Below are 24,865 nucleotides of genomic sequence, written 5' to 3' on the forward strand. Positions count from 1 at the left end.
TGCGGCATGGTCCGGTTGTTCATCGTCTTGGCCGCGGCGGCGCTCGTCCTGCTCATCCTGGCGCTCATCAGCGGTCTCTCGGCAGAGCGTGTCCGCAATATGCCCCGTGCGGCCTGGGTCCTGGTGATCCTTCTCATCCCGATCGCCGGCCCGGCGGCCTACTTCGTCTGGGGCCGGCCGGTCGCTGCCGGGTCGCGCCGGGCACCGTCCCGCCCGTCCTCGCCGGACGACGATCCGGAGTTCCTGCGATCGATGAACATCGAGAAGGCCCGCCGTGAGCGGGAGATGCTCGCCCGCTGGGAGCAGGAGCTGGGTCCGGGCGACAAGCCCGGACCGGTGGTCCCGGAGGACCGCGGCCGGGCCGAGCGGGAGATCGCCGACCGGGAGACCGAGGAGAACGGGCAACCGGATGGCGAACAAAAAGACGAAAAGAAGCCCTAGGCCAGATTCGAACTGCGGGGGTAGGCGTCGTCCGGGTCGGTGAGGACGTTCACGAGGTAGGGAACACCGGACTCGAAGGCCCGCCGCAGCGCCGGCCCGACCTCGGCCGGCTTCTCCACAGTCTCCCCCGCGCCGCCCAGCGCGCGCACCACGTCGTCGTACCGCAGGCCCGGCTGCAGATCGGCCGCCACGTCGTAGCCGTACAGCGCCCGCATCGGATGCTTCTCCAGGCCCCAGATGCCGTTGTTGCCGACCACGATGACCACCGGCAGGCCCTGCCGTACCAGCGACTCGGCGTCCATCAGCGAGAAACCGGCGGCGCCGTCACCCATCAGCACACAGATCTGCCGGTCCGGGTAGGTGACCCGCGCCCCCATCGCGTAACCGAGACCGGTGCCGAGACAGCCGTACGGGCCCGGGTCCAGCCACGTTCCCGGGCGGGCCGGTTCCAGATAGCGGCCGGCGTACGACACGAAGTCGCCGCCGTCCCCGATCGTCACCGCGTCCGGCTCCAGGATCTTCCGCAGCTCGCCGTAGACGCGGGCCGGCCGGATCGGATCGGTCCCGGCGGTCATCTCCTCGGCGTGCCGCGCCTTCGCCGCGTCCTCGGCGGCCCGCAGCCCGGCCACCCACTCCTCGTGACCGGTCCGGCCACCGGTCCACCCGGCCAGGGCGGTCAGGGTGCGGCGCAGGTCACCGGCGGGTGAGACGGCCGGTGTCACGTGGGTGGCCCGCTGCGACGGCGCGTCGACGATGTGCACGACCGTCGCCTCGCCGAACTCGCCGAAGCCGAGCCGGAAGTCGAGCGGCGTCCCGACGACCGCGACCACGTCCGCCCCGGCGAGGGCGGGACGGCGGGCCCGGGAGAACGCGAGCGGATGATCGGGGGGCAGTGCGCCCCGGCCCATTCCGTTGGTGAAGACCGGGACCCGCAGGGCTTCGGCGGCCTCCCGCAGCTCGTCCACCGCGTCACCGCCCCAGACGTCGGAGCCGGCCAGGATGACCGGGCGGTCCGCCGTCGCCAGCAGCTCGGCGGCGCGGGCCACGTCGTCCGGGTCGGCCTCGGCGACCGGGATCGCGGGGGCGCCGGGCCGGGCCGTCCGCGCGGTGGAGAAGATCACGTCGAGCGGCAGGTCGAGGAAGGCCGGGCCCCGGTGCGGGGTGAGCGCGGCGGTCAGTGCGGCGCCGATCTCCCCGGCGATCGACTCGGTGGCGGTGACCGTGGCGGCGTACCGGGTGACCGGCGCGACGAGCGGCACGTGGTCCAGTTCCTGGAGGCTGCCCGCGCCCCAGCGGAAGGCGGGCGCCCGGCCGCCGAGCACGAGCACCGGCGAGCCGTTGAAGTGCGCGCTGGTCAGCCCGGAGATGCCGTTCGTCACACCGGGGCCGGCGGTGAGCACGGCCAGCCCGGGACGACGCTGGAGTTTGGCGACCGCCTCGGCCGCGAACACCGCGGACTGCTCGTGACGGACGTCGTAGATGCCGAAGCCGGACTCGTGGGCGGCGGCGTACAGCGGGAAGACGTGCCCGCCGGAGAGCGTGAACATCTCGGTCACGCCGTACGCCCGCAGCGCCGCCAGCGCCAGCTCGCCGCCGTGCCCCTCGATCGCACCCGTCATGCCGCTCCCCTCATGTGCCAGGCCGCCGGCCCGCCGGGGCGGAGCGGACCGTCCGCCGGCCCGCCGGAGGCGGAGCGGACCTTCCGCCGAAGACGGACCCGGAGATCACCAGCCGATCAGCCTCGCGATGTCCTCGAAGACGTTCACCGCGTCCTGTTCGAGCGGGGCGCCGTTGGCGTACCCGTACGCCAGGACCAGCGCGACGAGCGGCACCACGATCATCGCCAGCATGCTGAGCAGGATCTGGACGCCGCGTAGGAAGCGCCCGCGCCGCTTCGGCTTCTTCTGCTTGGGCTGCTTGGCCGGCCGCTGCTTGCCCTTGCGCTGCCGCACCTCGGGCTGCGGATCGGGGCCGGGCGGCTGCGGCCGGGCCGGATGCCGCTGCGATGCGCGCGGTGCGGCGGCCACGGCACGCGCCGGCGGGACCGGGCGGGCCGAGCCCATCACCGGCGACGCCGGGCGCGCGGCGGCACCCGACGGGGAGATCGGCCGGGCGTGTGCCACCACCGGCGGCGTCTGCCGCGTCGCGCGCGGCGTGCCTGTGGCTTGCTTGGGGGGTACGCCCGGCGCGGGCCACCCGTCGTTGCGAGGCGGCGAGGTCGCGGCCGTGGCATCCGGATCGGAACGCCAGGTGGACGGGTCGGCGTGCGGCCACGGGTCCACCGGCGGCCGCAGGTGCGGCGGGGTGTCCGGGTCGAACGCGTCGGCCTCGAACGGCGCCGGCTCCCGACCGGCGTCGGCCTCCACCGGCTGCGGCGTGCGCCGGGGCAACGAATCCGCCGGCGCGGCGGCGCTCTCGCCCAGGCGCTCGGTCTTCAGCGGTTCCGGGTGCCCGGCGGACTCCGGCTCGGTCCCCGGCCGAGCGGCCAGGACCGTTGCCGCCTCCGCCTCGGCCGCCAGCTCCTCCGACGGCCGCACCGTGACCGGTGTGGTCACCGCGGGCCGTTCCTCGGTGGGACCGGCGACCCCGGAACCCGCGATCCCCGAACCCGCAGCCGCCGCGGCCCGGACCGCCACCTCGGTCTCCACGACGAGGTCGTGGGGCGGCAGGTGCCGTGACGGCAGCCGCATCTCCTCGGTGGGCCCGGGTGCGGCCGGTTCGCTGGTCAGCAGCGCGCCGTCGGCCAGGATGCTGCCCTCGGCCACGACCAGTTCGGGCTGCTCGATCACCACGGGCGGGTCGCCCAGCTCGCGGTGCAGCAGTGTGGCGACGAGCGGGATCCGGCTGGCGCCACCGACCAGGAAGACCCCGGCCAGCCGGCCCTCCGGCAGATCGGCCCAGCGCAGCAGGTTCCGGGTGATCTGCACGGTCTGCTCCAGCACCGGCCGGGCCACCGCCTCCAGCTCCTCGCGGGTCAGGTGGGCCTCGGTGTCGAGCAGCGGCACCATGAAGTCCGCGGCCTGCGCCCGGGACAGCCGTTCCTTGGCGATCCGCACGTCGTCCCAGAGCTGCCGGCGGGCCCGCCGCTCCTCGACCGTGGCCGGCGCCATCAGCCGCTGCCAGTCGTCGGTGCGCAGGTGCTCCACGATCGCGGCGTCCACGTCCAGACCGCCCAGGTCGTCCTGGCCGTCCACGGCGAGCACCTCGAAGCCGGTGGACGTGCGCGCCACCACGCTCGCGTCGAACGTGCCGGCGCCGAAGTCGTGCACCACCACGACCGAGCCGATCGGCACGTCGCGGCCGAGCACCTCGGCGAAGTAGGTCGCCGCCGCGACCGGTTCGGCGACCAGCCGGGCGCCTTCGAGCCCGGCCCGCGCAGCCGCCTCGGCGAGCAGGGTACGGCGGGCCGAACCCCAGCTCGCCGGGCAGGTGAGCGTGGTCTGCGGCCGGTACGGCCCGACCGCCCGGTGCCACTCCTCGACCACCCGGGCCAGCACCGCCGTGATCAGCTCGACGGTTTCGAACTCACGCTCGCCGAGCAGCACGGTGCCGTCGTCGACCCGGCGTTTCGGGTTGGGCTCGAACCGGGCCGGGTCGAGCCGGGCGCTGTGCACGGCGTCCCGGCCGACCAACAGGTTGCCCGCGGCGTCGGCGTAGACGGCGGACGGCAGCAACGGTGAGCCGTCGACCAGGATCGGCCGGGCGCGGCCGTCCGGCCATCGCGCCACGGCGACGGTGTTCGAGGTGCCGAAGTCGATGCCGAGGGCGTACCGCTTCGGACCACCCTGGTCGATGGACATGACCGCAGTCTAGGCAATGACGGACCCGTACCGGTCCCTCCACTACCTGCCGGTGAACTTCGGCTTGCGCTTCTCGACGAAAGCGGTGACTCCCTCCACCCGGTCGTCGGTGGCGAACAGCCCCGCGAACAGGTGCGACTCGAGCGCCAGACCGGATGCCAGGTCGGTGCTCAGGCCACCGTCGACGGCATGCTTGGCGGCGCGCAACGCGAGGGCCGGGCCGGTGGTGTACGCCCGGACGAGCTCCACCGCTGTCGCGTACACCTCGGCGGCCGGGGCGACCCGGTCGGCCAGCCCGATCCGCAACGCCTCCTCGGCGTCCACCATCCGGCCGGAGAAGATCAGATCTTTGGCCTTGGCCGGGCCGACGAGCCGGGCGAGCCGCTGGGTGCCGCCGGCACCCGGGATCAGACCGAGCTTGATCTCCGGCTGGCCGAGTTTGGCGTCGTCGGCCACCACCCGCCAGTCGCAGGCCAGGGCGAGCTCGCAGCCGCCGCCCAGCGCGTACCCGGTGATCGCGGCCACCACCGGTTTCGGGATCCGGGCGACCGCGTCGAACGCGCTGGAGAGCGCGCCGGCCCGGGCCACCATCCGCTGGTAGGTGACGGTGGTGAACTCGGTGATGTCGGCGCCCGCGGCGAACACCTTCTCGCCGCCGAAGACGATCACGGCACGGACCTGCTCGTCCTCGGTCGCGGCGTGCGCGGCGGCTCGCAGCTCCTCCTGGACCTGCGTGTTCAGCGCGTTCATCGGCGGCCGTTCCAGCCGGATCGTGCCGATGCCGTCCGCAACCTCGAGCCGTACGAATTCGCCCACCACGTGCCTCCTCGCGCATGCCGGTTTGGCCGCCAGCCTACGGCGGGTACGGGCTACATTGGGCCCCTGGGAGGAGACATGACCACGTACTACCGGGACCCGGAAGTGCTCATCACATCGGCCGGCGTGCGGATGAACGGCCAGAACTTCCGGTTACCCGAGCTGATCCAGGTGTGGTACGCGCGTGGCGCCCGCCGGTGGGGTGTCATCGCCTGGCGGGGTGCGCTCGGCCTCACCATCATGCTGCCCCTGCTCGTCGGGCTCCTCGCCGTCGGCGTCGCGCTGGTGATCGAGGCGTCGTTCACCACCACGCTCGCCCTGCTCGTCGGCGGTGTCCTGATCGGCCTCGCCGTCGTCCCCGCCGCCGATCTGCTGCTGGAGCGCGTCGACAGGTCCTACGACCGGGGCAGCCGGAACCTGGAGATCTGGGGCCGCGTGCCGGCCGGTGACGTGTTGCTGCTGCGGACCGACGACGCGCAGCGCTTCGGCCGGGTCTACCGGGCCCTGCAGCGCGCGCTGGAGCCAGCGGTGCGCCGGTGAGGCGGGACGCCGCCGGCCTGACCGCCCTGCTCGCCACCACCGGGGTTCTGCACCTGGTGGCCCCGAAACCCTTCGACCGGATCATGCCGCGGTCGCTGCCGGGTTCGCCGCGCACGTGGACGTACGTCAGCGGCGTCGCCGAACTGGCCGTGGCCGCCGCCGTGGCGCATCCGCGCACCCGCCGTGCCGGTGGTCTGGCCGCCGCGGTCCTCTTCGCCGCCGTCTTCCCGGCGAACGTGCGGATGGCGGCCGACTGGCGGCACGCGTCCCCGGCCCGCCGGGCGATCGCCTACGGCCGGCTCCCGCTCCAGGCACCGCTGATCGCCTGGGCGTGGCGCGTCTCGCGCTGACCGCTTCCGCCGTTTCGCGGTCCGGATGGTCCGTCTTGGGGACGATGAAGACATCATGAGCAACCGAGACATCCGTCCCGAGCCCCTGGACGACGCGGTCCGCGTCGTCACCGACGTCTGCGAGCGCGCCCGGGCCGGCGATCTGGAGGCCCGTGTGCCGCGGCTCGGCGAATCACCCCAGGTGGCGGGCCTGCGCGCCGCCGTGAACGGTCTGCTGGACCAGACCGACGCGTTCGTCCGGGAAGCCGGCGCCGCCTCGGCCGCGGCTGCCGACGGCCGGTTCCATCGGCACTTCCTCGATCAGGGACTGAACGGGGCGTACCGGGCGGCGGCTCGGCAGATCACCCACTCGAACCAGGTGATGAGCCGCACCGCCGCCGAGTTCGCGGAAGCCGCCCGGGGCCGGCAGCGGCTCGCCGACCAGCTCGAGTCCGCGGTGCTCACGGTCTCCCAGCAGGTCGCCACGGCGGCCACCGAGATGGGTGCCTCGGCGAACGGGCTCGCCGACTTCGCGCGGGAGGCGGTCACCGACGCCGAGCGCGGCCTCGGCACGGTCTCCTCGCTGCGCAGCTCCTCCGACGAGATCCGGCACGCCGTCGACCTGATCAACAAGGTGTCGGCGCAGACCCGGTTGCTGGCCCTCAACGCGACGATCGAGGCGGCCCGCGCCGGCACCGCCGGTCTCGGCTTCGGCGTGGTCGCCAACGAGGTGAAGACCCTGGCGAACGAGACGAGCGCGTCCAGCGAGGAGATCATGCGGCAGGTGGACGGCGTGCAGCAGGCCGCAGCCGACGCGATCGGCGTGCTGGAGGCGGTCACCGCGCGGATCCGGGAGATGAGCGGCCTGGTCGACGGGATCGCCCGCGCGGTGGACGGCGGCCAGGAACTCTCGTCCGGCGGCTTGTCCCAGCTCGCCGAGGTGTTGCAGGGCGAGGTCTCCCGGTTCGTCACGATGATCCGGGAGGCGTGAGACCCGACATGCGACTGGCACAGACCCGGCCTACCGGGACGGAACGGACGTTCGGCGACGGCGAACTGATCGTCAGCAAGACCGACCCGCGCGGCGTCATCACGTACGCCAACGATGTCTTCCTGCGGGTCTCCGCACTCGCCGAGGAGGACGCGGTCGGGCAGCCGCACAACATCATCCGCCACCCGGACATGCCGCGGGCCGTCTTCAAGCTCCTCTGGGACACCCTCAAGCAGGAACAAGAGATCTTCGCGTACGTGCTGAACCTCGCCGCCGACGGTGCCCACTACTGGGTGTTCGCGCACGTCACACCGTCGTACGACACGGCCGGCCGGCTGGTCGGTTACCACTCCAACCGCCGGGTGCCGTCGCGTACCGCGGTGGCCGCGGCCGACGAGCTCTACGCCGTGCTGCGTGCCGCCGAACGCCGGCACGATCACACGCCCGACGCCGTCGCCGCCGGTGTAGCGGCCCTGCAAGCGGTGCTCGCCGAGCGTGGCAGCACCTACGACGAGCTGATCTGGGAGATCGCGGCCCGCTAGAAGCCGCGCCGCCAGAGGTCGCTAGGAGTTGTAGAGCTCGTCGATCTCGGCGCGCTCGGGCAGGGCGCCGCTGGCACCGACCCGGCGCACGCACGCCGCACCCGCCGCGTTCGCCCAGCGGACCGCGTCCAGCAGGTCGCGCCCCTCGCCCCAGGCCACCGCGAGCGCACCGGTGAAGGCGTCACCGGCGGCCGTGGTGTCGGCGGCCTGCACCGGGAACGCCGGGACGTGCTCGTCGCGGCCGTCGCGGTCCGCGTACCGCGCGCCGGCACCACTGAGCGTCAGCACCACCCGGGGCACCACGGCCAGCAGCGTGCCCATGTCGGACGCCTCGCCACCGGTGATCGCCCGGGCCTCGATCTCGTTGACCACCAGCAGGTCGACCTCGTCGAGCAGGCCGGGGGGCAGGTCCCGGGCCGGCGCCGCGTTCAGGATGGTCCGGGTCCCACCGGCGCGGCCGGCCCGGAGCGCGGCGTGCACCGTCTCCATCGGGATCTCCTGCTGGCAGAGCAGCACGTCGGCGCCGGCGATCACCGCCTGCTCCTCGTCGCTGAGCCCGGTGAAGGTCCGGTTGGCGCCGGGGCTGACCAGGATGGAGTTCTCCCCGGCCCGATCCACCATGATCACCGCGACGCCCGAGGCGCCGTAGCTGGTGCGGACCCGGCTCGTGTCGACGCCGGCAGCGGACAGCCGGGCACCGAGCGTGACGCCGAACGCGTCCGAGCCGATGGCACCGAGGAAGGTGGTCGCGCCACCGGCCCGGGCGGCCGCGATCGCCTGGTTCGACCCCTTGCCACCGGGCGCCATCACGAAGTCGTCGCCGAGGACCGTTTCACCCGGCCGGGGCAGCGTCGGCGCCAGCCCGACCAGGTCCATGTTGGCGCTGCCCACGACGACGACGCGCGGCGCCATCAGCCGGCCCGTGCGGTGTAACGGTCGCCGATCCGGTCCACGACCAGCGGCAGCCCGAACGTCTTCGTCAAGTTCTCCGCGGTCATCACCTCGCCGAGCAGGCCCGCCGCGACCACGGTGCCCTCGCGCAGCAGCAGGCCGTGGGTGAAGCCCGGCGGGATCTCCTCGACGTGGTGCGTGACGAGCACCATGGCCGGGGCGTCCGGGTCCATCGCGAGCTCGCTCAGGTGACCGATCAGGATCTCCCGGCCACCCAGGTCGAGCCCGGCGGTCGGCTCGTCGAGCAGCATCAGCTCGGGGTCGGTCATCAGCGCGCGGGCGATCTGGGTCCGCTTGCGCTCACCCTCGGAAAGAGTCCCGAACGCCCGGTCGGCGAAACCGGCGATGCCCAGCTGGTCAAGCAGCTGGCGGGCGCGGGCCTCGTCCTGCGGGTCGTAGCTCTCCCGCCAGCGGCCGACCACCGACCACGCGGCGGTGACGACCACGTCCAGCACCTTCTCGTCCGGTGGGACCTGGTCGGCGAACCGGCCGGTGGTGATGCCCACCCGGGTACGCAATTCGTTGACGTCGGTCCGGCCCAGCCGCTCGGCCAGCACATAGGCCTGGCCTCGGGTCGGGTGCATCCGGGCGGACGCGAGGTTGAGAAGGGTGGTCTTGCCGGCACCGTTCGGGCCCAGCACCACCCAGCGCTCGTCGAGCTCGACCTGCCAGGACAGGTCTCGGATCAGGAAGTTACCCGCGCGGACCACGCTGACGCGGTCGAAGGCGATGACGGTGTCCTCGTCGGGCGGAATGGATACGGCAGCCTCCAGCACGCGTCCATCCAACCACGTGTCCGGACACGGAACCGCCACGGCCGTACGGGTACCCCCTACTCAGTCGGTCGTCGACCCGAACACCTCGTCGCGGACCGCGTCCAGGGCGGTCCGCAGGGCGCCGTGCAGCACCGGCTCGGACGTCACCCGGGTCACCACCACCTTGGGCGACACCAGCGTGATCGCGGCGACCTCGCGCTCGACCCGCTCGGCCAGCGCGCTGTCACCGGCCCGGCCCACCTCACCGGCGAGCACGACAAGCGGCGGGTCCAGGACCACGCAGGTGGCCGCCACGCCGAGCGCCAGGCGCCGGGCCAGCTCGTCGAGCACCGGCTCACCGGCCGGACCGGCCGCGACGGCGGCCCGCACCACGTCGGCCGCCTCGTTGCCCCGGAAACCGAACTGCTTGCCGATCGCCTTCACCGCGTCGGCGCCGGCGATCGCCTGGAACGCGCCTTTCACTCCACGGCGGGACGCGTTGTGCGGCACCTCGGCACCGGCCACCGGCAGGTAACCGATCTCACCGGCCGCGCCGGTGGCGCCCTGGTGCAGGCGACCCGCGATGACCGTGGCGAGGCCGACGCCCCGGCCGATCCAGACGAGCGCGAAGTCGCTGACCCCGGCGGCCGCACCGGAGACGGACTCGGCGACCGCGGCGAGGTTCACGTCGTTGCCGAAGAAGACCGGGGTGCTGAGGTCGCGCCGCAGCTCGGCGAGCAGGCCGCGGTGCCAGCGGGGCAGGTCGTGGGCGAAGGAGATCTCGCCGGACTCGGGGTCGACCAGGCCGGGGGTGCCGAGCACCACCCGGCGCACCGAGGACATGCTGGTGCCGGCCTCGGCGGCGGCCTGGACCACCGCGTTGTGCACCACGCCGACCGGGTCGTCGGTGTCCTTGGTGCTCTGCTCGACCCGGCTGGTGATGGCGCCGGTGATGTCCGCGCAGGCGGCGACGACGCAGTCCGGCCCGACGTCGACGCCGATCACGTGGGCGCTGCCCGGGGTGACGGCGTAGAGCTGCGCGTTCGGCCCGCGGCCGCCGGCCTGCTCGCCGACCCGGCGCACCAGGCCGCGCTCCTCGAGCCGTTCGACCAGCTGGGAGGCGGTGACCTTGCTGAGGCCGGTCATCTCACCGAGCTGCGCGCGGGTCAGCGGCCCTCGGGTGAGGAGCAGGTCCAGCGCCGCACGGTCGTTGAGGGCGCGCAGCAGCCGGGGCGTGCCCGGGAGACGGGTGGCCATAGGTTGTCCCCTAATACTAAAGGTTCTTTCCTGTTACAGTGTCGACGCTCGACACGCAGCCGCAGCGTAACGGTAGGCGACGTTGCCCAACCGGAGGGTTGCCCATCGACTCCGAGCGATCATGGCAGGTCGCGGGTATCCCGGACCACCTTCGCTCCACCGGAAGGACAACATGTCTCACGACCCGGGCCTCCGACGGCTGGCCCTGCGCACCCTTCTCGCCGCCTTCCCCGGCACCACAGCACCGGACTGGGCGCTCGAACTGGTCGCCGACGGGCTCGCCGGGCACACCCTGTTCGGCACCAATGTGGCCGGGGCCGAGCAGCTCGCGCGCCTGACCGGCACCCTGCGCTCGGCCCGCCCCGACGTGCTGCTCGCGATCGACGAGGAGGGTGGCGACGTCACCCGGCTCGGCCACCTGACCGGCAGCCCGTACCCCGGTAATGCCGCACTCGGCGCCGTCGACGACCCGGATCTCACCCGCCGGGTCTACGCCGCCGTCGGCGGCGACCTGGCTGCCGCGGGCGTGAACCTCAACCTGGCGCCCACCGTCGACGTCAACACCGCCGACGACAACCCGATCATCGGAACCCGCTCGTTCGGCGCCGACCCCGCCCTGGTCGCCCGGCACGCCGCCGCGGCCGTGACCGGACTCGAGTCGGCCGGCGTGGCGGCCTGCGCCAAACACTTCCCCGGCCACGGCGCGACCGTCTCCGACTCGCACCTCGAACTGCCCACCGTCGACGTCACACCGGACGTGCTGCACCGGCGTGACCTGCCGCCGTTCGCCGCTGCCGTGGCCGCCGGATCGCAGGCCGTGATGAGCGCCCACATCCGGGTTCCGGCGCTGACCGGCGACCTGCCGGCCACCTTCAGCCGGGCCGTACTGACCGGGCTGCTCCGCGACGAACTCGGCTTCCGCGGCGCGATCGTCACCGACGCCCTGGAGATGCGCGGCGCCGCGGGTGCCGCCGGCAGCGTCCCGCTCGCCGCGGTGGCCGCCCTCGCCGCCGGCGCGGACCTGCTCTGCATCGGCGCCGTGGTGGACCGGGACCTGGTCGAGGCCGTCGCCGCCGAGATCGCCGGCGCGGTCACCGACGGCCGGCTCGCCGCCTCCCGGCTGGAAGGCGCGGCCGCGCGCACCGCGGCCCTCGCCGCCTGGACGGCGACACCCCGACCGGCGGCGGCTGAGGACCATGCGCTGGGGCTCGCCGCGGCACGACGGGCGGTACGGGTGGAGGGCGCCCCCCGCGAACTCGCCGCACCCCTGATCGTGCAGCTGACATCCGGTTCCTCGATCGCCGAGGGTTCGGTGCCGTGGGGACTGCGGCCGCACCTGGACGGTACCGAGCTGCTGGAGGTCGCCGCGGTGTCGACCACCCCGGAGCAGGTGGCCGCGGCGGCGGGCGACCGGCCGGTCGTGGTGGTCGGCCGGCGGATCCACAGCTCGCCCGAGGCGCGGGCCCTGGTGGAGAAGCTGGCACAGGGCCGCCCGGTCGGCGTGGTCGAGATGGGGTGGCCGTCGAGCTGGCGGCCGGCGGGCGTGCGCGCCTTCGTGGTCACCTACGGGGCGAGCCGGGCCAACGGACAGGCCGCAGCCGAAGTTCTCGGTGTCGCGGTCTGACTACGTACAGTTATTCGTTTCGAGGCTATTGAGCGCCGTGTCGGATAAAGTCCGAACCTTCCGCCCGAAGCGGGCCAACCGAACGGACAATCCGGTTACGCAGCGGTTCCGGGACAGGACGGGCATCACGTAGCGTCATGACCATAGGTGGGTCTGGGGACGTCGCGGCTCGACTCGGGACCAGTGGAGAACCGCGGCGCAGACGGTGAGCCGGGCGAGGGTCGACTTCGGGAGCAGTCCCCACGCCCGGTTCACCACCTGACCGCCCGGCAGCCCGGGCCGCAGCGGCGAGCAGAGCCAACCCATCCCCGGGTACGCAGCACGGCAGCCACCTGCACCGCCACCGCACACGGGTCGCCACCCACCTCGGCCGCGCCGTACCGCAGCACCACCTCCCCGGACTCGGCCGCCGCGTTGTCACGCCGGAAATCCCGCCAGCGGTGCTCGGCCGGGTGCGCCGCCCGGCCGTCGAGTTCCACCCGGACACCGTGGTCCCGATAGAAGACATCGTCGTACCAGGCACCACCCACCCCCGGGCCGTGCCGCCCGTCCTGCCCGCCGCCGTCCTGCCGGCCGACGTGACCGCTGGCTCGGCCGTCTTGCTGGATGCCGTCACGCCGGTCGTCCTGCCGGCTGCCACTTCGCCCACCATCTGGCTGGACGCGGTCCTGCCCGCTGCCGTCCTGCCGGCTGCCGCCCTGACTGCCGCTTTGGCCGTCCTTCTGCTCGCTTATCGGGTCGCTGGGCCGGCTGCTGCTCGGGCGTGGGCGCCGGGCCTGGCGCTGAGCCGTGGGCAAGCCGTGCGCGCGCTCGACATTCCGCAGGTAGCGCCACTCGAGCACCGAGGCGCAGCCGGCACCGGCATCGGCGAGCAGCACCCCCAGCCGCCCCCGCCCGAGCAGGCGCGGACGGCGGTCCAACGCCCGGGTGATCCGTTCCGGCGTCGTCAGCCGCCGGCCGCAGGCAGCAGTGATCCAGCCCATCGCCTCGTCGTCCGACACGGCCGCCGACGCGAGATCGAGAACCGTCTGCTCCACCCGCGTCTGAGGTGGCAGCCGGCTCGGATGCCGCCGCTCGGCCGGTCGCCGCGCCCGGTGCACCACGATGCCGGGGGCCGCGTGGATACGGCGCTCGGCGGGCACCAGCACGTGAATCGCGCCGGCCTCTTCCTCGACCAGTCCGAGTTCCTCGGCCGCGGAGCGGTGCGACAGCAGGGCGCCCCTACCAGCCGAAAGCACCGCCGCCCAGCGCATCACCGGCCGCGGCACCTCACCGGTGAAGGTGGCGTAGACGCCCCGGTACAGCCGAGGCCACCGCCCCGACCGATGCAGGTTACGGATGGTGTCGGCACTCAGACCGGCCTCCCGCGCCTGCGCTGTGGTGATCACGCCACGCTGACGGCGCTTGATGTCTTCGAGGTTTGCTGCCATGCGAGCGAGGTTCCGCCCCGGTAACCGAGATCGCCACGTGGTCTGTGGAGAGGCGGGGAATGTGGACAACGCTTACGTGGAGTCTGGTGGGTGTTACAGGCCCCACTACCAACCACAAACCCCTTCCTGCCCTCCCCACCGCACTCCAAGATCGCAGCGCGAGGTGGGTGAGGCGGCGCGCGCTGGGAGGCGGCCCACGTTTGGGGGCGGCCCACGCGGGGGGCGGCGCAACTGAGAAGCGACGCCCTGGGAGCCACGCGCGCTGAAACCGGCGCACGCTGGGCCCCGCACTGAGCGCAAGGCCCACCCTGGCGCGACGCACTGAAACCGGCACACGCGGAGACCCGCGCGCGCTGGGCCCCGCACTGAGCGCAAGGCCCACCCTGGGATGGGCCGCCCGGCAGCGCCGGGCGGCCCGCTGGTTCAGGCCGCTGAGGTCTTCACCAGGGTTCGGATCTGGCGCAGCAGCACCGACAACGCCGCCAGGTCCGCCGGCGAGTCCTCGACGTTGCCCATCGCGTTCGACGCCCGCGCGATCGACGCCGCGTTCGTCTGCTCCCACTCCGACACCCGGTCCTCGGGCGCGGACCCGGCCGGCGTCGACTGCAGGACTTCGGCGGTGAGGGCGGCCAACGCCGCGTACAGGTCGTAGCGCAGCGCCATCCGGGCCAGGGTCTGCCAGCGGTCGCCGCGCGGCAGCCGGGAGATGTGGGACAGCAGGGTGTCGACGCCGAAGCGTTCGGAGAGCACGAAGTAGACCGAGGCCACCTCGTGCGGGTCCCGGTCGACGGCGGCCGCGGTCTCCAGGATGTCGAGGAGTCCGAAGCCGTAGAAGACCCGGCTCACCGCCTCGGCGAGGGGCTGCGGCACGTCCTTGCCGACGAGGGTGGCGGCGCGCTGTTCCAGGTTGCGGCGTTCGGCACCGACGATCACCTGGGGCAGTTCGGGCAGCAGGGCGGCGACGCCGGGCCGGAGCTTGGAGATTTCCGCGGCCACGTCGATCGGCGAGCGCCGGGTGCTGACCAGCCAGCGGACGGCCCGGTCGAGCAGCCGCCGCGTCTCCAGCATGACGGCGGTCTGCGCGGCCGTCGGCACCTGGTTGTCGAGCGCCTCCGCGGCCGCCCAGATGTCCTTGAGGCCGTAGACGTCACGGATCACCACGTACGCCCGGATCACGTCGGCCGCGGAAGCGCCGCTCTCCTCCATCGCCCGGTGCACGAAGGAGGTGCCGCCGCGGTTGACCACCTCGTTGACGAGCGACGTCGAGATGATCTCGCGGCGCAGCCGGTGGCCGGTCATCCGGCCGGCGAACCGTTCCCGCAGCGGGGTCGGGAAGTACCTGGTGAGCACGTCGGCGGTCCAGCTCTCGTCGACCAGTTCGTCGGCGAGCACCTCACGCTCCAGACTGATCTTGACGTACGCGAGGAGCACCGCGAACTCGGGTGCGGCGAGACCTTCGCCCGTCTCGTACCGGGCCGCCAGTTCCTTGTCCGTCGGCAGCGCCTCGAGGTCGCGGTTGAGCACACCGCGCTGTTCCAGCGACTTCAGCATCCGCCGGTGCACCGGGAGCAGCGAGTGCGCCTGGGCCCGGGCGTTGGCGAGCGCCATCGCCTGCTCGTAGTTGTCCCGCAGCACCAGCGCGCCGACCTCGTCGGTCATCGCGGCCAGCAGTTCGTCGCGTTCCGGCACGGTCAGTTCGCCGTCGACGACCGCCCCGCCGAGCAGGATCTTGATGTTGACCTCGTGGTCGGAGCAGTCCACCCCGGCCGAGTTGTCGATGAAGTCGGTGAACACCCGGCCGCCGGAACGGGCGAACTCGATGCGGCCACGCTGGGTCAGACCCAGGTTGCCACCTTCGCCGACCACCCGTACCCGAAGATCTGCGCCGTTGACCCGGATCGCGTCGTTGCCCTTGTCGCCGACCTCGGCGTGCGACTCGGAGGCCGCTTTCACATAGGTGCCGATGCCGCCGTTGAAGAGCAGGTCGACCGGGGCCTTGAGGATGGCCCGCATCAGGTCGGCCGGGCTGATCACGGTCGCCTCGCCGAGCCCCAGCACCTCGCGCACCTGCGGCGAGACCGGGATCGACTTGGCGCCGCGCGGGTAGATGCCGCCACCGTCGCTGAGCAGCTTGGTGTCGTAGTCCGCCCAGGACGAGCGGGGCAGCTCGAACAGGCGGCGGCGTTCCGCCCAGGAGACCGCCGGGTCCGGGTCGGGGTCGAGGAAGATGTGCCGGTGGTCGAAGGCGGCCACCAGCTTGATGTGCTCGGACAGCAGCATCCCGTTGCCGAAGACGTCGCCGGACATGTCGCCGACACCGACCACGGTGAAGTCCTGTGTCTGGGTGTCCAGGCCGAGGTCACGGAAGTGCTTCTTGACCGATTCCCATGCGCCGCGGGCGGTGATGCCCATCTTCTTGTGGTCGTACCCGGCCGAGCCGCCGCTGGCGAACGCGTCGCCGAGCCAGAAGTCGCGTCCGTCGGAGATCTCGTTGGCGATGTCGCTGAACGTGGCGGTGCCCTTGTCCGCGGCCACCACCAGGTACGGGTCGTCGCCGTCGTGGCGCACCACGTCCCGCGGCGGCACGATCTTGCCGCCCAGGATGTTGTCGGTGACGTCCAGCAGCGCGGTGATGAAGCCCTTGTAGCACTCCACCGCCTCGTCCCGGTCGCCCGGCTTCTGCTTGAGCACGAAGCCGCCCTTGGCGCCCACCGGCACGATCACCGCGTTCTTCACCATCTGCGCCTTCACCAGGCCGAGCACCTCGGTCCGGAAGTCTTCGCGCCGGTCCGACCAACGCAGACCACCCCGGGCGACGGCACCGAACCGCAGGTGTACGCCCTCGAAGCGAGGCGAGTAGACGAAGATCTCGTACTTCGGGCGGGGCTGCGGCAGATCCGGGATGGCCTGCGGGTCCAGCTTGAACGCCACGTACGGCTTCGGCCGCCCCTCGGCACCCCGCTGGAAGAAGCTGGTCCGCAGGGTGGCCTCGATGAGCGTCAGGTAGGCGCGCAGGATCCGGTCCTGGTCCAGGCTGTCCACCTGGTCGAGCAGCTCGGTGATCCGGTCGCGCAGGGCGGTGGCGCGGCGGGACCGTTCGGCCTCACCGGCCACCAGCGACGGCGAGAACCGGGCGTCGAAGAGCTGCACCAGCAGTCCGGCGATCTCCGGGTACGCCGTGAAGGTGGACTCCACGTACCGCTGGGAGAAGACGTTCCCGGTCTGGCGCAGGTATTTCGCGTAGGCCCGCAGCACCACGACCTGACGCCACGTCAGGCCGGCCCGCAGCACCAGCTCGTTGAAGCCGTCCACCTCGGCCTCGCCCCGCCAGGCCGCCGCGAACGCGTTCTCCACGTGCGGGCGGACCTCGGACAGCTCACGGTGGCCCTCGGGCGGGAGCAGCCCGAAGTCGTACAGGTAGATGACTCCGTCGTCACGGCGGATCTCGTACGGCCGCTCGTCGGTCACCCGGACGCCGAGCGAGTGCAGCACCGGGAGCACCGCGGAGAGCATCATCGGCTCGCCGTACCGGTACACCTTGAACCGGATGTCACGCTCGTCCGGCTCGGGCTGCCCGTCCGCGCCCAGCCGGCGCCGCCGGAACAGGTGCAGGGCGAGCTGACCGGGTTCCTCGAGCAGTTCCAGCTTCGCCAGATCCTGCATGCCCTCGTACGGCGTGTGCCCGTTCTTGTAGCTCTCCGGGTAGGCCGACGAGTACCTGTTGATCAGCGTCCGGGCCTGCTCGTCGCCGAGTTTGCGCTCCAGGACCAGGGAGAAGTCGTCGTCCCACATCCGGGTGGCGTCGGCGAGCAGCTCGGCCAGGTCGTTGGGGTCGATGTGACCGGGCGGGTCGGCCGGGTCGGTCCGCACGATGAAGTGCACCCGCGCCAGCATCCGCTCGGTCACCCGGGTGGTGTAGTCGACGCCGATCCCGTTCAGCTCGCGGAGCAGGATCTCCTGCATGCGCAGCCGGTTGCCGGTGGTGAACCGGTCCCGGGGCAGATAGATCAGGCAGGAGATGAAGCGCCCGTACCCGTCGCGGCGCAGGAAGAGGCGCAACTGACGACGGCCGGCCATCCGCAGCACGCCGATGACGGCCTCGTACAGGTCATCGGTCTTGATCTGGAAGAGCTCGTCGCGGGGGTAGGTCTCCAGGATCTGGAGCAGGTCCTTGCCGGAGTGCCCGCGCGGCGACAGACCGGAGCGGTCCATCACCTCCATCACCTTGCGCCGGACCACCGGCAGCTCGCGGACGCTCGTCCGGTACGCCGAGGAGGAGAAGAGGCCCAGGAAGCGCCGCTCCCCCACCACCTCGCCGCCGGCGTCGAAGACCTTCACGCCGATGTAGTCGAGGTAGGCCGACCGGTGCACGGTGGCCCGCGAGTTCGCCTTGGTGATCACCAGGAGCCGCTTCTCCAGGGCCCGCTGGTACGCCTCCGGCGCCATCGTGGAGAGCTGCCGCGGCTTGCTGTCCCCGCGCATGATGCCGAGCCCGGTGCCCGGCACCGCGGTCAGGGTGCCGCCCTCGAGCCGGTACTCCCGGTAGCCGAGGAAGGTGAAGTGGTCGTGCGCCAGCCACTTGAGCAGCTCGATCGTGTCGGTGACGTCCTTGTCCGGCACCGGCGGGCTGCTGCCCTCCTCGTGCGCGGCGGCCAGCTCGTCGGAGATGACCAGGGCGCGCTGCCGCATCCGGGGCCAGTCCTCGACCGCGTCACGGACGTCGGTGAGCACCCGGCGCACATCGTTGACCAGCTGCTCGCGGGCGTCCGGCCGGCGGACCGGGTCGATCTCGATCCGGATCCAGCTCTCCACCAGGTCGCCGTCGATCGCGTCGTCCGGCTCGACCTCGGGTTCCACCTGCGCGAGCGCGCCGAGCGGTTCCCGGCGCAGCACGATCAGCGGGTGCACCAGCAGGTGGACCTGCAGGTTGTGCGCGGTGAGCAGGGCTATCACCGAGTCGACGAGGAACGGCATGTCGTCGGTGACGATCCGCAGCACGCTGTGGCCCTGCGTCCCGGCCGGCTCGGAGACCGAGAGCTTCAGCTCACCTGGCAGGCGGTTGCGGGCCAGTTCGCGGTGCTCGACCGCGGCCGCGTACATCTCGTCCGGTGTGTAGCCGACCAGCTCCTCGTCCGGCGCGAACCGCCAGAAACGGTCGACGAGTGATGCTGTGGTGGTGTCCTCGCCCGCCTTCTGGACGGCCTGCGCGACAAGCCTCTCGGCGTCCGGCATCGGCTCGTCGAGCTCACCCGCATCGGTCGACGCACCGAGCCGCCCGGTGAGGGCGAGTCCCGGCTGCGGCACCGAAGGATCGGGCACAGTCTGATCAGAATCGGTCGCTGCCTCATCGGCGACAGCCATGGCTCCGGCGCTCCCCTCACCCACGGCACTGTGGGTTCGAACGTTTCGAGCACAGCCTAGAACGACCGGCCCGACACTCCGCACACCCCGGGTGTGCCAGTGCTGTGATGTGGGCTTTTGCACCGAATCACCCACTGCGGGACACCGTGACGGGCGGAGGCCTACTACCGTTCGATCAGCTACCCAGGGAAAGGAACGTCATGCGCCGCACCACCGCCGGGCTCGCCGCGCTGCTCATCCTCACCGCGAGCGGTTTGACCGGCTGCTCCGCCGACCCGCCGGAGGACACCGTCTCGGCGTTCCTCGACGGCTGGCAGAAGGGCAACCTCGACGACGTCGGATTCGTCACCGAGGACGGCAGCCGGATCGCCGCGCCCGAGGTGCTGACCGGGATCCGCGAACTCTACGGCGACCTCACCACCCAGCCGCTCGCCGTTACCGTCGCCGGGGACACCACCACCAGCGGGGAGAACGCCAGCACCCCGATCGACGTGAAATGGACACTTCCGGGTGGCGTCGAATGGGCATACAAGAGCACCGTGCGCGCCACCAAGGCCGGCCGGGACAGCTGGCAGGTGGTCTGGGAACCGGCCCTGCTCCAGCCCGGCCTCGCGCCCGGCGACAAACTGCGGCTGCGCCGGGTCGCCTCGCAGCGCGCCAGCATCCAGGACGCCGGCGGCAAAGCCCTCATCGGCCCGCAAAAAGTGGTCGTGGTCGGCGTCAGCCCCGAGAAGATCACCGACTTCAAGAAGCTGAGCACCGGGCTCACCACCGCGCTCCGGAAGATCAGCGTGGACGTCGACGTCAAAGCGCTGCAGGACCGGGTCGGCACCTCCGACCCCGGGGCCTTCATCGACGTGGTGACGCTGCGGCGGCCCGACTACGACAAGATCCGCGACGCCGTACGCCCCTTGCCCGGCACCGTCTTCCGCGAGGAGACCCGGCAGCTCGCACCCACCCGCGCCTTCGCCCGGGCCCTGCTCGGGACCGTCGACCCCGCCACCAAGGAGGACATCGACGCCCGGCCGGGCATCGTCGCCGCCGGCGAACAGGCCGGGCACGGCGGCCTGCAGGAGAAGTACGACGACACCCTGCGCGGCACCGCCGGCCTCTCCGTGGTGATCGCCCGCGAAGCCGCCGACGGCGACGTCGAGGACACCGAGGTGTTCCAGTCCCAGCCCGTCGCCGGCAAACCGGTGAAAGTGACCCTGGACACCCCCACCCAGAACGCCGCCGACCGGGCCGTGGCCGCCGAGAAGCAGCCCAGCTCGATGGTGGCGATCCGGGTCAGCGACGGCGCCGTCCTCGCGGTCGCGAACGGGCCCGACGCCGGCGGCGTCAACACCGCGCTGACCGGCCAGGTCCCACCCGGATCGACCTTCAAGATGATCTCGGCGTACGGGCTGCTCGCCCGCGACGTGATCACCGCCGACACCGTCGTCGACTGCCCGAAAACGTTCAGCGTGGACGGCCGCGAGTTCAAGAACTCCCACGACGAGGCGCTCGGCAAGGTCCCGTTCCACGTCGACTTCGCCAAATCCTGCAACACCGCGTTCGCAAGCCTGGCACCGAAACTCACCTCGGCCGGCCTCCAGGAAGCCTCCACCGCCCTCGGCCTCGGCGGCACCTGGGACCTGGGCATCGACGCGTACTCCGGCCAGGTCTCCGACGGCGGCACCGCCACCGAACTCGCCGCCGCGATCTTCGGCCAGGGCAGCACCGTGGTCAGCCCGCTGACCATGGCGGCAGCCACCGCGGCCGTCGCAAAAGGCCAGTTCCAGCCGCCGAAACTGGTGCTCGACCCGGCGCCGGCCAACGCCGGCACCCCCGGGCCGCAACTCGACCAGGACGCCGTCACGGCCCTGCGCTCAATGATGCGAGAGGTCGTCACGGCCGGTACGGCCACCACGCTCAAGAGCGTCCCCGGCAAGCCGGTGCACGGCAAGACCGGAACGGCGGAGTTCCAGACCGGCTCCGAGGAGACCCACTCCTGGTTCATCGGCTACCAGGACGACGTAGCTTTCGCCGTGATGGTCGAGAAGGGCGGCGCCGGCTCCGAGGCCGCCGTGCCGGTCGCCAAACGCTTCCTGACCGAACTGAACAAGTAACCCACCGGCCCCCGGCCGCCCACGACGGGCGGCTGGGCCCGCCGCAGGTGAGTGAGCCGCCGCAGGTGAGTGAGCCGCCGCAGGTGGGTGAGCCGCCGCAGGTGGGCGGGCCGCCGCAGGTGGGCGGGCCGCCGCAGGTGGGCGGGCCGCCGCAGGTGGGCGGGCCGCCGCAGGTGGGCGGGCCGCCGCAGGTGGGCGGGCCGCCGCAGTCGGGCGCGGCCTCGTCTGCGTCGCTGTCACCGGCGGGGTGTCCCCACGGTCAAGTAGCCAGGCAAGTTCTTCCGCCGTTTTGCGCCAGTTTGCGGCCGATATGCGCTGGTAGAAAGCCCTGGGACGGCGAACGGCGCACAGGGTGGCGACCTGGCGGCGGACGAGGCAGAGGGGTGCGGCGTGGCGTTGCTTGACCTCGCCTCACCCGGAACAAGTGCCGCAATCGGCTGCGTCGGGTTCGCGCGGCGTTGTTGATCTGCTAGCGATGCGAAATCGCGGTTTCAACCCCATGATCACAGCGATTTCGTACCGCTAGCAGATCAACATCTCGACAGCGCGGCGCCGCCGCAGGGACCCCGGCCGCAAGCACAAGCCCCGCACACAACCCGCGGAGCCCCGGGCCGCCGGACTGGTAGCGAGTAGCGGAAGCCGCGCGATCGAATACGGACAGAACCTGCTGCTGCCCGAACACGCAGCCCGGCACTGAGCCAAACGGCCCGGCACTGAGCCAAGCGGCCCGGGACCGGGTCAGGCGGCTCCAGGACCGGGTCACGCGGCTCCGGGACCGGGTCAGGTCGGCTCCGGGACCGGGACCGGGTCGGCTCCGGGACCGGGTCGGCTCCGGGACCGGGACCGGGTCGGCTCCGGGACCGGGTCGGCTCCGGGACCGGGTCAGGCGGCTCCGCCGCCGGGGCCGGGGTCACCTGGGCCGTACCGGGATGACCAGCGGGCTCCGGCGGCCGGCGGATCCACCGGTGGCCGGGGCCGCAACATCCCGGGCCGGGTGGCCGGAAGCGGCTCCGAGTCCAGCAGCGGCGCGGAACCGAGCGGACGGGGCGCCAGGCGCACGCCCGGCCGCACCGCCTCGTTGACGCGGGACATCTCGTCGTCCGTACCGGTTTCTTCCTCGGCGGAATCGTCAGCCGGGGCGTCCGCTGAGTTCTGAGACTGACCGACATCGGTCAACGAGTCCCGCTCTGCGGCCGCGGAGGACTCCCTGTCGTCCGCCGGGTAGTGCTCCCGATCTTCGACCCTGGAGAAATCCTCCATCGAAGAGTCCCGGTCACCCTCGGCTACGGAGCCGCGGTTGTCGGCGGCCGGGGACTCCCACCCGTTCTTCCAGTCGGGGCGGTCGTCGACCCGAGAAGCATCCCTGTCGTTCTCCCAGGACGCATCCTGATCGTCCTCCTGAAAGGCGTCCCGGTCGTCCTCCCACGAGGTACTCCGGTCCCCCTCCTCAGAGGTAGACCCGGCACCCCGGTTCCCCTCCTCGGAGGCGAACCGATAATCCTCCTCAGCGGCATCCGGGGAGGCAATCCGGCTGTCCTCCGAAGAAGTAGCCCGGTGACCCTCCCCAGGGGTAGCCCCGTCGCCTTCCAGGGGTACATCGCGGACGCTTTCCGGGAACACATCGCGGTCGTCCTCAGGGGAGACATCGCGATCCGCCTCAACGGAGAGGTCGCGGTCCCCCTCAAGGGACACGTCGCGATCGCCCTCAAGGGACACGTCGCGGTCCCCCTCAAGGGAGACGTCGCGATCGCCCTCAAGGGAGACGCCTCCGAAGGAGACCTCCCGGGTGCCCTCAAGGGAGGACTCCCGGTCGCCTCCGAGGGACCCATCGAGGTAGACCTTCCGGTCGCCGCGCTCACGAGGAACGCCCTGGTCCCCCTCAGGAGAGACATCCCGGCCGCTGTGCTGGAAGGCATCCGCGGCGTCTTCGAAGGAGTAGCCGTGGTCATCCTCCCGACGGCGGTAGCGGTCCTCTCCGGAAGAAGACGTCTGATCGCTGCGCCACCCCGACTCGGGACCGCCCTCCAGCGAGGAGCCGGCCTCCGCCGCTGAGCCGGCCTCCGCCGCTGAGCCGGCCTCCGCCGCTGAGCCGGCCTCCGCCGCTGAGCCGGCCTCCGCCGCTGAGCCGGCCTCCGCCGCTGAGCCGGCCTCCGTCGCTGAGCCGCCCTCCGTCGCTGAGCCGGGGCCGGTCTCCGGCGAGTCGGCTCCGGCAGCGAACCACACCGACTGCGGGGTCGCCTCGGGCAACAGAGCGTCGCCTGCCTCCGGCGAGACGGCGTGGTGGCTGTCCCACGCCGACGCGGCGTCCTCATCGGTCGAGGAGTCCGCGTCGGCCTGCGATGAAAGGTGGCTTCCGGCCTCCGGCGACGAGTGACGGTCCGCCGACTGCGAGGGGTAGTCGTCGACATCGGGCGACGAGCGTCCGTCCGCCTCCGGCGAGGGATCAAAGTCGGACTCCGGCGACGGGCCGCGGCCGTTCTCCGAGGGCGACGGGGTGTCGTCGTCCGACGCCGGGTGAGCATCCGCCTCCGACGACTCGCCGGGCTCTGGCGACGAGTTCTGGCCCGGTGCGTCCGAGAGCGGAGGCACCGGGAAGGCCGGCGCATCTGGAGATGCGGCGGAAGTCAAGGAAGCGGGGGAGGAAGAACCAGACGCCGAGGAATCGGAGGCCGGGGAATCGAAGGCCGAGGAATCAGAGGCCGAAGAACCGGACGCCGGGGAACCGGATGCTGAGGAATTGGAGGCCCGGTAATCAGACGCCGAAGGATGGGCGGCTGAGGAAGCAGACGCCGAGGAATCGGAGGCCTGGGAAGCAGAAGCCGGGGAGGCGGCGGGGGCCGGGGAAGTGGGGGTCTGGCCGGCGGCTGAGGCGATGACCGGGTCCTGCTCGGTGGTCTCGTCCACCGTGGCCGGCGCCGGCGACGGTTGCTGGCCGGCCAGGTCGCGGCGGGCGGCGACCAGGTCGGGGCGGGGGCTGGTGGTTTTGACGGGGGCCAGGCCGGAGACCACGGCTGAGGTGATTTCGGCGGCGTAGCGGCCGTCGGGGTCGTAGTCGGGGTCGAAGACGGTTACTTCGACGCCGAGGCAGTGGGGGGATTCGACCAGGCCGGCCAGGAGCAGTTCCAGCTCGGGGAAGGCGATGCCGCCCGGGTCGGGTGCGTCGACGGCCGGCATCACCGCCGGGTCCAGGACGTCGACGTCGATGTGCACCCAGTAGCCGGCGCAGTCGACCAGTTGGTCGCGTGCCCATTGGGCGCTGCGGGCGGCGCCCTCGGCGCGCAGGGCCGGGACGGGGCGGGTCACGATGCCGGCGGCTTGGAGGTCGAGGCGGTATTCGTCCTGGGCGCGGATGCCGAGGACGACCACGTCGACGTCGCGGAAGTAGGGCCGGCGGCGTTCGATGGCGGCCAGGTCGGCCTGGCCGCGGCCGGTCACCAGGGCCAGGTCCTCGCCGGCGGCCGCGCCCACGTAGGAGGCGTTGCCGGGGTGCCGGAAGTCGGAGTGCCCGTCCACGAAGACGAGGCCGATCCGGCCGCCGACCGCTTCGCCGAGGCGGTGCATGGCCAGACCGGATCCGATCAGGATGGAGCAGTCCCCGCCGAGGACCACCGGGAACTCGCCGCCGTCGATGATGGCGCCGATCCGGTCGGCGAGTGCCCGGGAGTAGGCGGCGATCTCGGCGGCGTGGGCGACGCCGTCGCCGGGGCGCCAGTCGCCCGGGTCGTACCGTGGCGGGGTGAGGCAGCCGGCGTCGCGGGCGCCGAGCCGGGTCACCAGGCCGTGGTCGCGGAGGGCGCCGGGTGCCTTGGCGCAGCCCGGCACCGACGTCGCGGTCGGCGGGCGCAGGCCGAGATTGGACGGCGCGTCCAGAACGGCGATGCGGCGCACGACGCCCTCCCCTTCGTTTTGTGAGACGCGGC

General features: G+C 72.4%; 15 protein-coding genes and 1 pseudogene. 7 read left to right on the top strand and 9 right to left on the bottom strand.

Annotation, left to right across the window (positions count from 1 at the left end):
• The first annotated feature begins 6 nt into the window (after positions 1 to 6).
• The gene (locus LPA41_RS16340; RefSeq protein ID WP_229071246.1) at positions 7 to 441 is read left to right on the top strand and encodes a PLD nuclease N-terminal domain-containing protein; all 435 of its coding nucleotides are present in this window, start codon (positions 7 to 9) and stop codon (positions 439 to 441) included.
• Here the strand turns inward: LPA41_RS16340 and LPA41_RS16345 are convergent.
• The 3 genes from LPA41_RS16345 to LPA41_RS16355 all read right to left on the bottom strand — a co-directional run bounded on the left by LPA41_RS16345 (position 438) and on the right by LPA41_RS16355 (position 5,057).
• Positions 438 to 2,060 carry an acetolactate synthase gene (locus tag LPA41_RS16345; protein WP_229071247.1) on the bottom strand — a complete coding sequence of 541 codons (1,623 nt, stop codon included), beginning with the start codon at positions 2,058 to 2,060 and terminating at the stop codon, positions 438 to 440. The genes LPA41_RS16340 and LPA41_RS16345 overlap by 4 nt on opposite strands.
• 105 nt (positions 2,061 to 2,165) lie before the next feature.
• Complete coding sequence (locus LPA41_RS16350) at positions 2,166 to 4,241, bottom strand: Hsp70 family protein (RefSeq protein WP_229071248.1); 2,076 nt, start codon at positions 4,239 to 4,241, stop codon at positions 2,166 to 2,168.
• A gap of 42 nt (positions 4,242 to 4,283) precedes the next feature.
• On the bottom strand, positions 4,284 to 5,057 hold the full coding sequence (locus tag LPA41_RS16355) for an enoyl-CoA hydratase/isomerase family protein (protein ID WP_229071249.1): 774 nt from the start codon (positions 5,055 to 5,057) through the stop codon (positions 4,284 to 4,286).
• Between the two features lie 78 nt (positions 5,058 to 5,135).
• On the opposite strand from LPA41_RS16355, the gene LPA41_RS16360 reads away from it, so the two are divergent.
• From LPA41_RS16360 to LPA41_RS16375, 4 genes are read left to right on the top strand one after another with little or no spacing between them, the layout of a single operon-like run.
• Positions 5,136 to 5,597 carry a DUF6232 family protein gene (locus LPA41_RS16360; RefSeq protein ID WP_229071250.1) on the top strand — a complete coding sequence of 154 codons (462 nt, stop codon included), beginning with the start codon at positions 5,136 to 5,138 and terminating at the stop codon, positions 5,595 to 5,597.
• Positions 5,594 to 5,947 (top strand): hypothetical protein, encoded by a 354-nt coding sequence (locus LPA41_RS16365; protein ID WP_229071251.1) that lies wholly within the window; start codon positions 5,594 to 5,596, stop codon positions 5,945 to 5,947. The genes LPA41_RS16360 and LPA41_RS16365 overlap by 4 nt, the downstream gene beginning before the upstream one ends.
• A 55-nt stretch (positions 5,948 to 6,002) precedes the next feature.
• Entirely contained in the window at positions 6,003 to 6,917 is a 915-nt protein-coding gene (locus LPA41_RS16370; protein ID WP_229071252.1) for a methyl-accepting chemotaxis protein, read from the top strand.
• Between the two features lie 8 nt (positions 6,918 to 6,925).
• Positions 6,926 to 7,459 carry a PAS domain-containing protein gene (locus LPA41_RS16375; RefSeq protein ID WP_229071253.1) on the top strand — a complete coding sequence of 178 codons (534 nt, stop codon included), beginning with the start codon at positions 6,926 to 6,928 and terminating at the stop codon, positions 7,457 to 7,459.
• Between the two features lie 21 nt (positions 7,460 to 7,480).
• Here LPA41_RS16375 and LPA41_RS16380 read toward each other — a convergent pair whose 3' ends face one another.
• The 3 genes from LPA41_RS16380 to LPA41_RS16390 are packed head-to-tail and all read right to left on the bottom strand — an operon-like array spanning position 7,481 to position 10,422.
• Positions 7,481 to 8,374, bottom strand: a complete 894-nt coding sequence (locus LPA41_RS16380; protein ID WP_229071556.1) for a ribokinase — start codon at positions 8,372 to 8,374, stop codon at positions 7,481 to 7,483.
• Positions 8,371 to 9,225: an ABC transporter ATP-binding protein gene (locus LPA41_RS16385; RefSeq protein ID WP_374238165.1), complete on the bottom strand. Its 855-nt coding sequence runs from the start codon at positions 9,223 to 9,225 to the stop codon at positions 8,371 to 8,373. The genes LPA41_RS16380 and LPA41_RS16385 overlap by 4 nt, the downstream gene beginning before the upstream one ends.
• Positions 9,226 to 9,246: 21 nt before the next feature.
• Positions 9,247 to 10,422, bottom strand: coding sequence for an ROK family transcriptional regulator (locus tag LPA41_RS16390; protein WP_229071255.1), 1,176 nt, complete (start codon positions 10,420 to 10,422; stop codon positions 9,247 to 9,249).
• Positions 10,423 to 10,594: 172 nt separating this feature from the next.
• Here LPA41_RS16390 and LPA41_RS16395 point away from each other — a divergent pair, with 172 nt between their 5' ends.
• Positions 10,595 to 12,046: a glycoside hydrolase family 3 N-terminal domain-containing protein gene (locus LPA41_RS16395; RefSeq protein ID WP_229071256.1), complete on the top strand. Its 1,452-nt coding sequence runs from the start codon at positions 10,595 to 10,597 to the stop codon at positions 12,044 to 12,046.
• 251 nt (positions 12,047 to 12,297) lie between these two features.
• Here the strand turns inward: LPA41_RS16395 and LPA41_RS16400 are convergent, their stop codons facing one another.
• Positions 12,298 to 13,476, bottom strand: coding sequence for a type IV toxin-antitoxin system AbiEi family antitoxin domain-containing protein (locus LPA41_RS16400; protein WP_229071257.1), 1,179 nt, complete (start codon positions 13,474 to 13,476; stop codon positions 12,298 to 12,300).
• A 423-nt stretch (positions 13,477 to 13,899) separates the two neighbouring features.
• Positions 13,900 to 18,837, bottom strand: a complete 4,938-nt coding sequence (locus LPA41_RS16405; protein WP_229071258.1) for an NAD-glutamate dehydrogenase — start codon at positions 18,835 to 18,837, stop codon at positions 13,900 to 13,902.
• Between the two features lie 200 nt (positions 18,838 to 19,037).
• Between LPA41_RS16405 and LPA41_RS16410 the strand changes: the two genes are divergently transcribed.
• Positions 19,038 to 20,945, top strand: a complete 1,908-nt coding sequence (locus tag LPA41_RS16410) for a penicillin-binding transpeptidase domain-containing protein (protein WP_229071259.1) — start codon at positions 19,038 to 19,040, stop codon at positions 20,943 to 20,945.
• A 2,984-nt stretch (positions 20,946 to 23,929) separates the two neighbouring features.
• Here the strand turns inward: LPA41_RS16410 and LPA41_RS43285 are convergent.
• A pseudogene (locus LPA41_RS43285) lies at positions 23,930 to 24,833 on the bottom strand (arginase family protein); the annotation flags it as partial.
• Positions 24,834 to 24,865 lie beyond the last annotated feature (32 nt).

This window comes from Actinoplanes sp. DH11, from assembly GCF_020873875.1.
In the GTDB taxonomy this organism is placed as follows: Bacteria; Actinomycetota; Actinomycetes; order Mycobacteriales; family Micromonosporaceae; genus Actinoplanes.

What these genes read in the sequence shown, in the direction of transcription:
- LPA41_RS16400 (WP_229071257.1), bottom strand. Translation starts at nt 13,476, where the DNA reads ATGGCAGCAAACCTCGAAGACATCAAGCGCCGTCAGCGTGGCGTGATC.
- LPA41_RS16390 (WP_229071255.1), bottom strand. Translation starts at nt 10,422, where the DNA reads ATGGCCACCCGTCTCCCGGGCACGCCCCGGCTGCTGCGCGCCCTCAAC.
- LPA41_RS16350 (WP_229071248.1), bottom strand. Translation starts at nt 4,241, where the DNA reads ATGTCCATCGACCAGGGTGGTCCGAAGCGGTACGCCCTCGGCATCGAC.
- LPA41_RS16410 (WP_229071259.1), top strand. Translation starts at nt 19,038, where the DNA reads ATGCGCCGCACCACCGCCGGGCTCGCCGCGCTGCTCATCCTCACCGCG.
- LPA41_RS16345 (WP_229071247.1), bottom strand. Translation starts at nt 2,060, where the DNA reads ATGACGGGTGCGATCGAGGGGCACGGCGGCGAGCTGGCGCTGGCGGCG.
- LPA41_RS16375 (WP_229071253.1), top strand. Translation starts at nt 6,926, where the DNA reads ATGCGACTGGCACAGACCCGGCCTACCGGGACGGAACGGACGTTCGGC.
- LPA41_RS16340 (WP_229071246.1), top strand. Translation starts at nt 7, where the DNA reads ATGGTCCGGTTGTTCATCGTCTTGGCCGCGGCGGCGCTCGTCCTGCTC.
- LPA41_RS16395 (WP_229071256.1), top strand. Translation starts at nt 10,595, where the DNA reads ATGTCTCACGACCCGGGCCTCCGACGGCTGGCCCTGCGCACCCTTCTC.
- LPA41_RS16370 (WP_229071252.1), top strand. Translation starts at nt 6,003, where the DNA reads ATGAGCAACCGAGACATCCGTCCCGAGCCCCTGGACGACGCGGTCCGC.
- LPA41_RS16360 (WP_229071250.1), top strand. Translation starts at nt 5,136, where the DNA reads ATGACCACGTACTACCGGGACCCGGAAGTGCTCATCACATCGGCCGGC.
- LPA41_RS16405 (WP_229071258.1), bottom strand. Translation starts at nt 18,837, where the DNA reads ATGGCTGTCGCCGATGAGGCAGCGACCGATTCTGATCAGACTGTGCCC.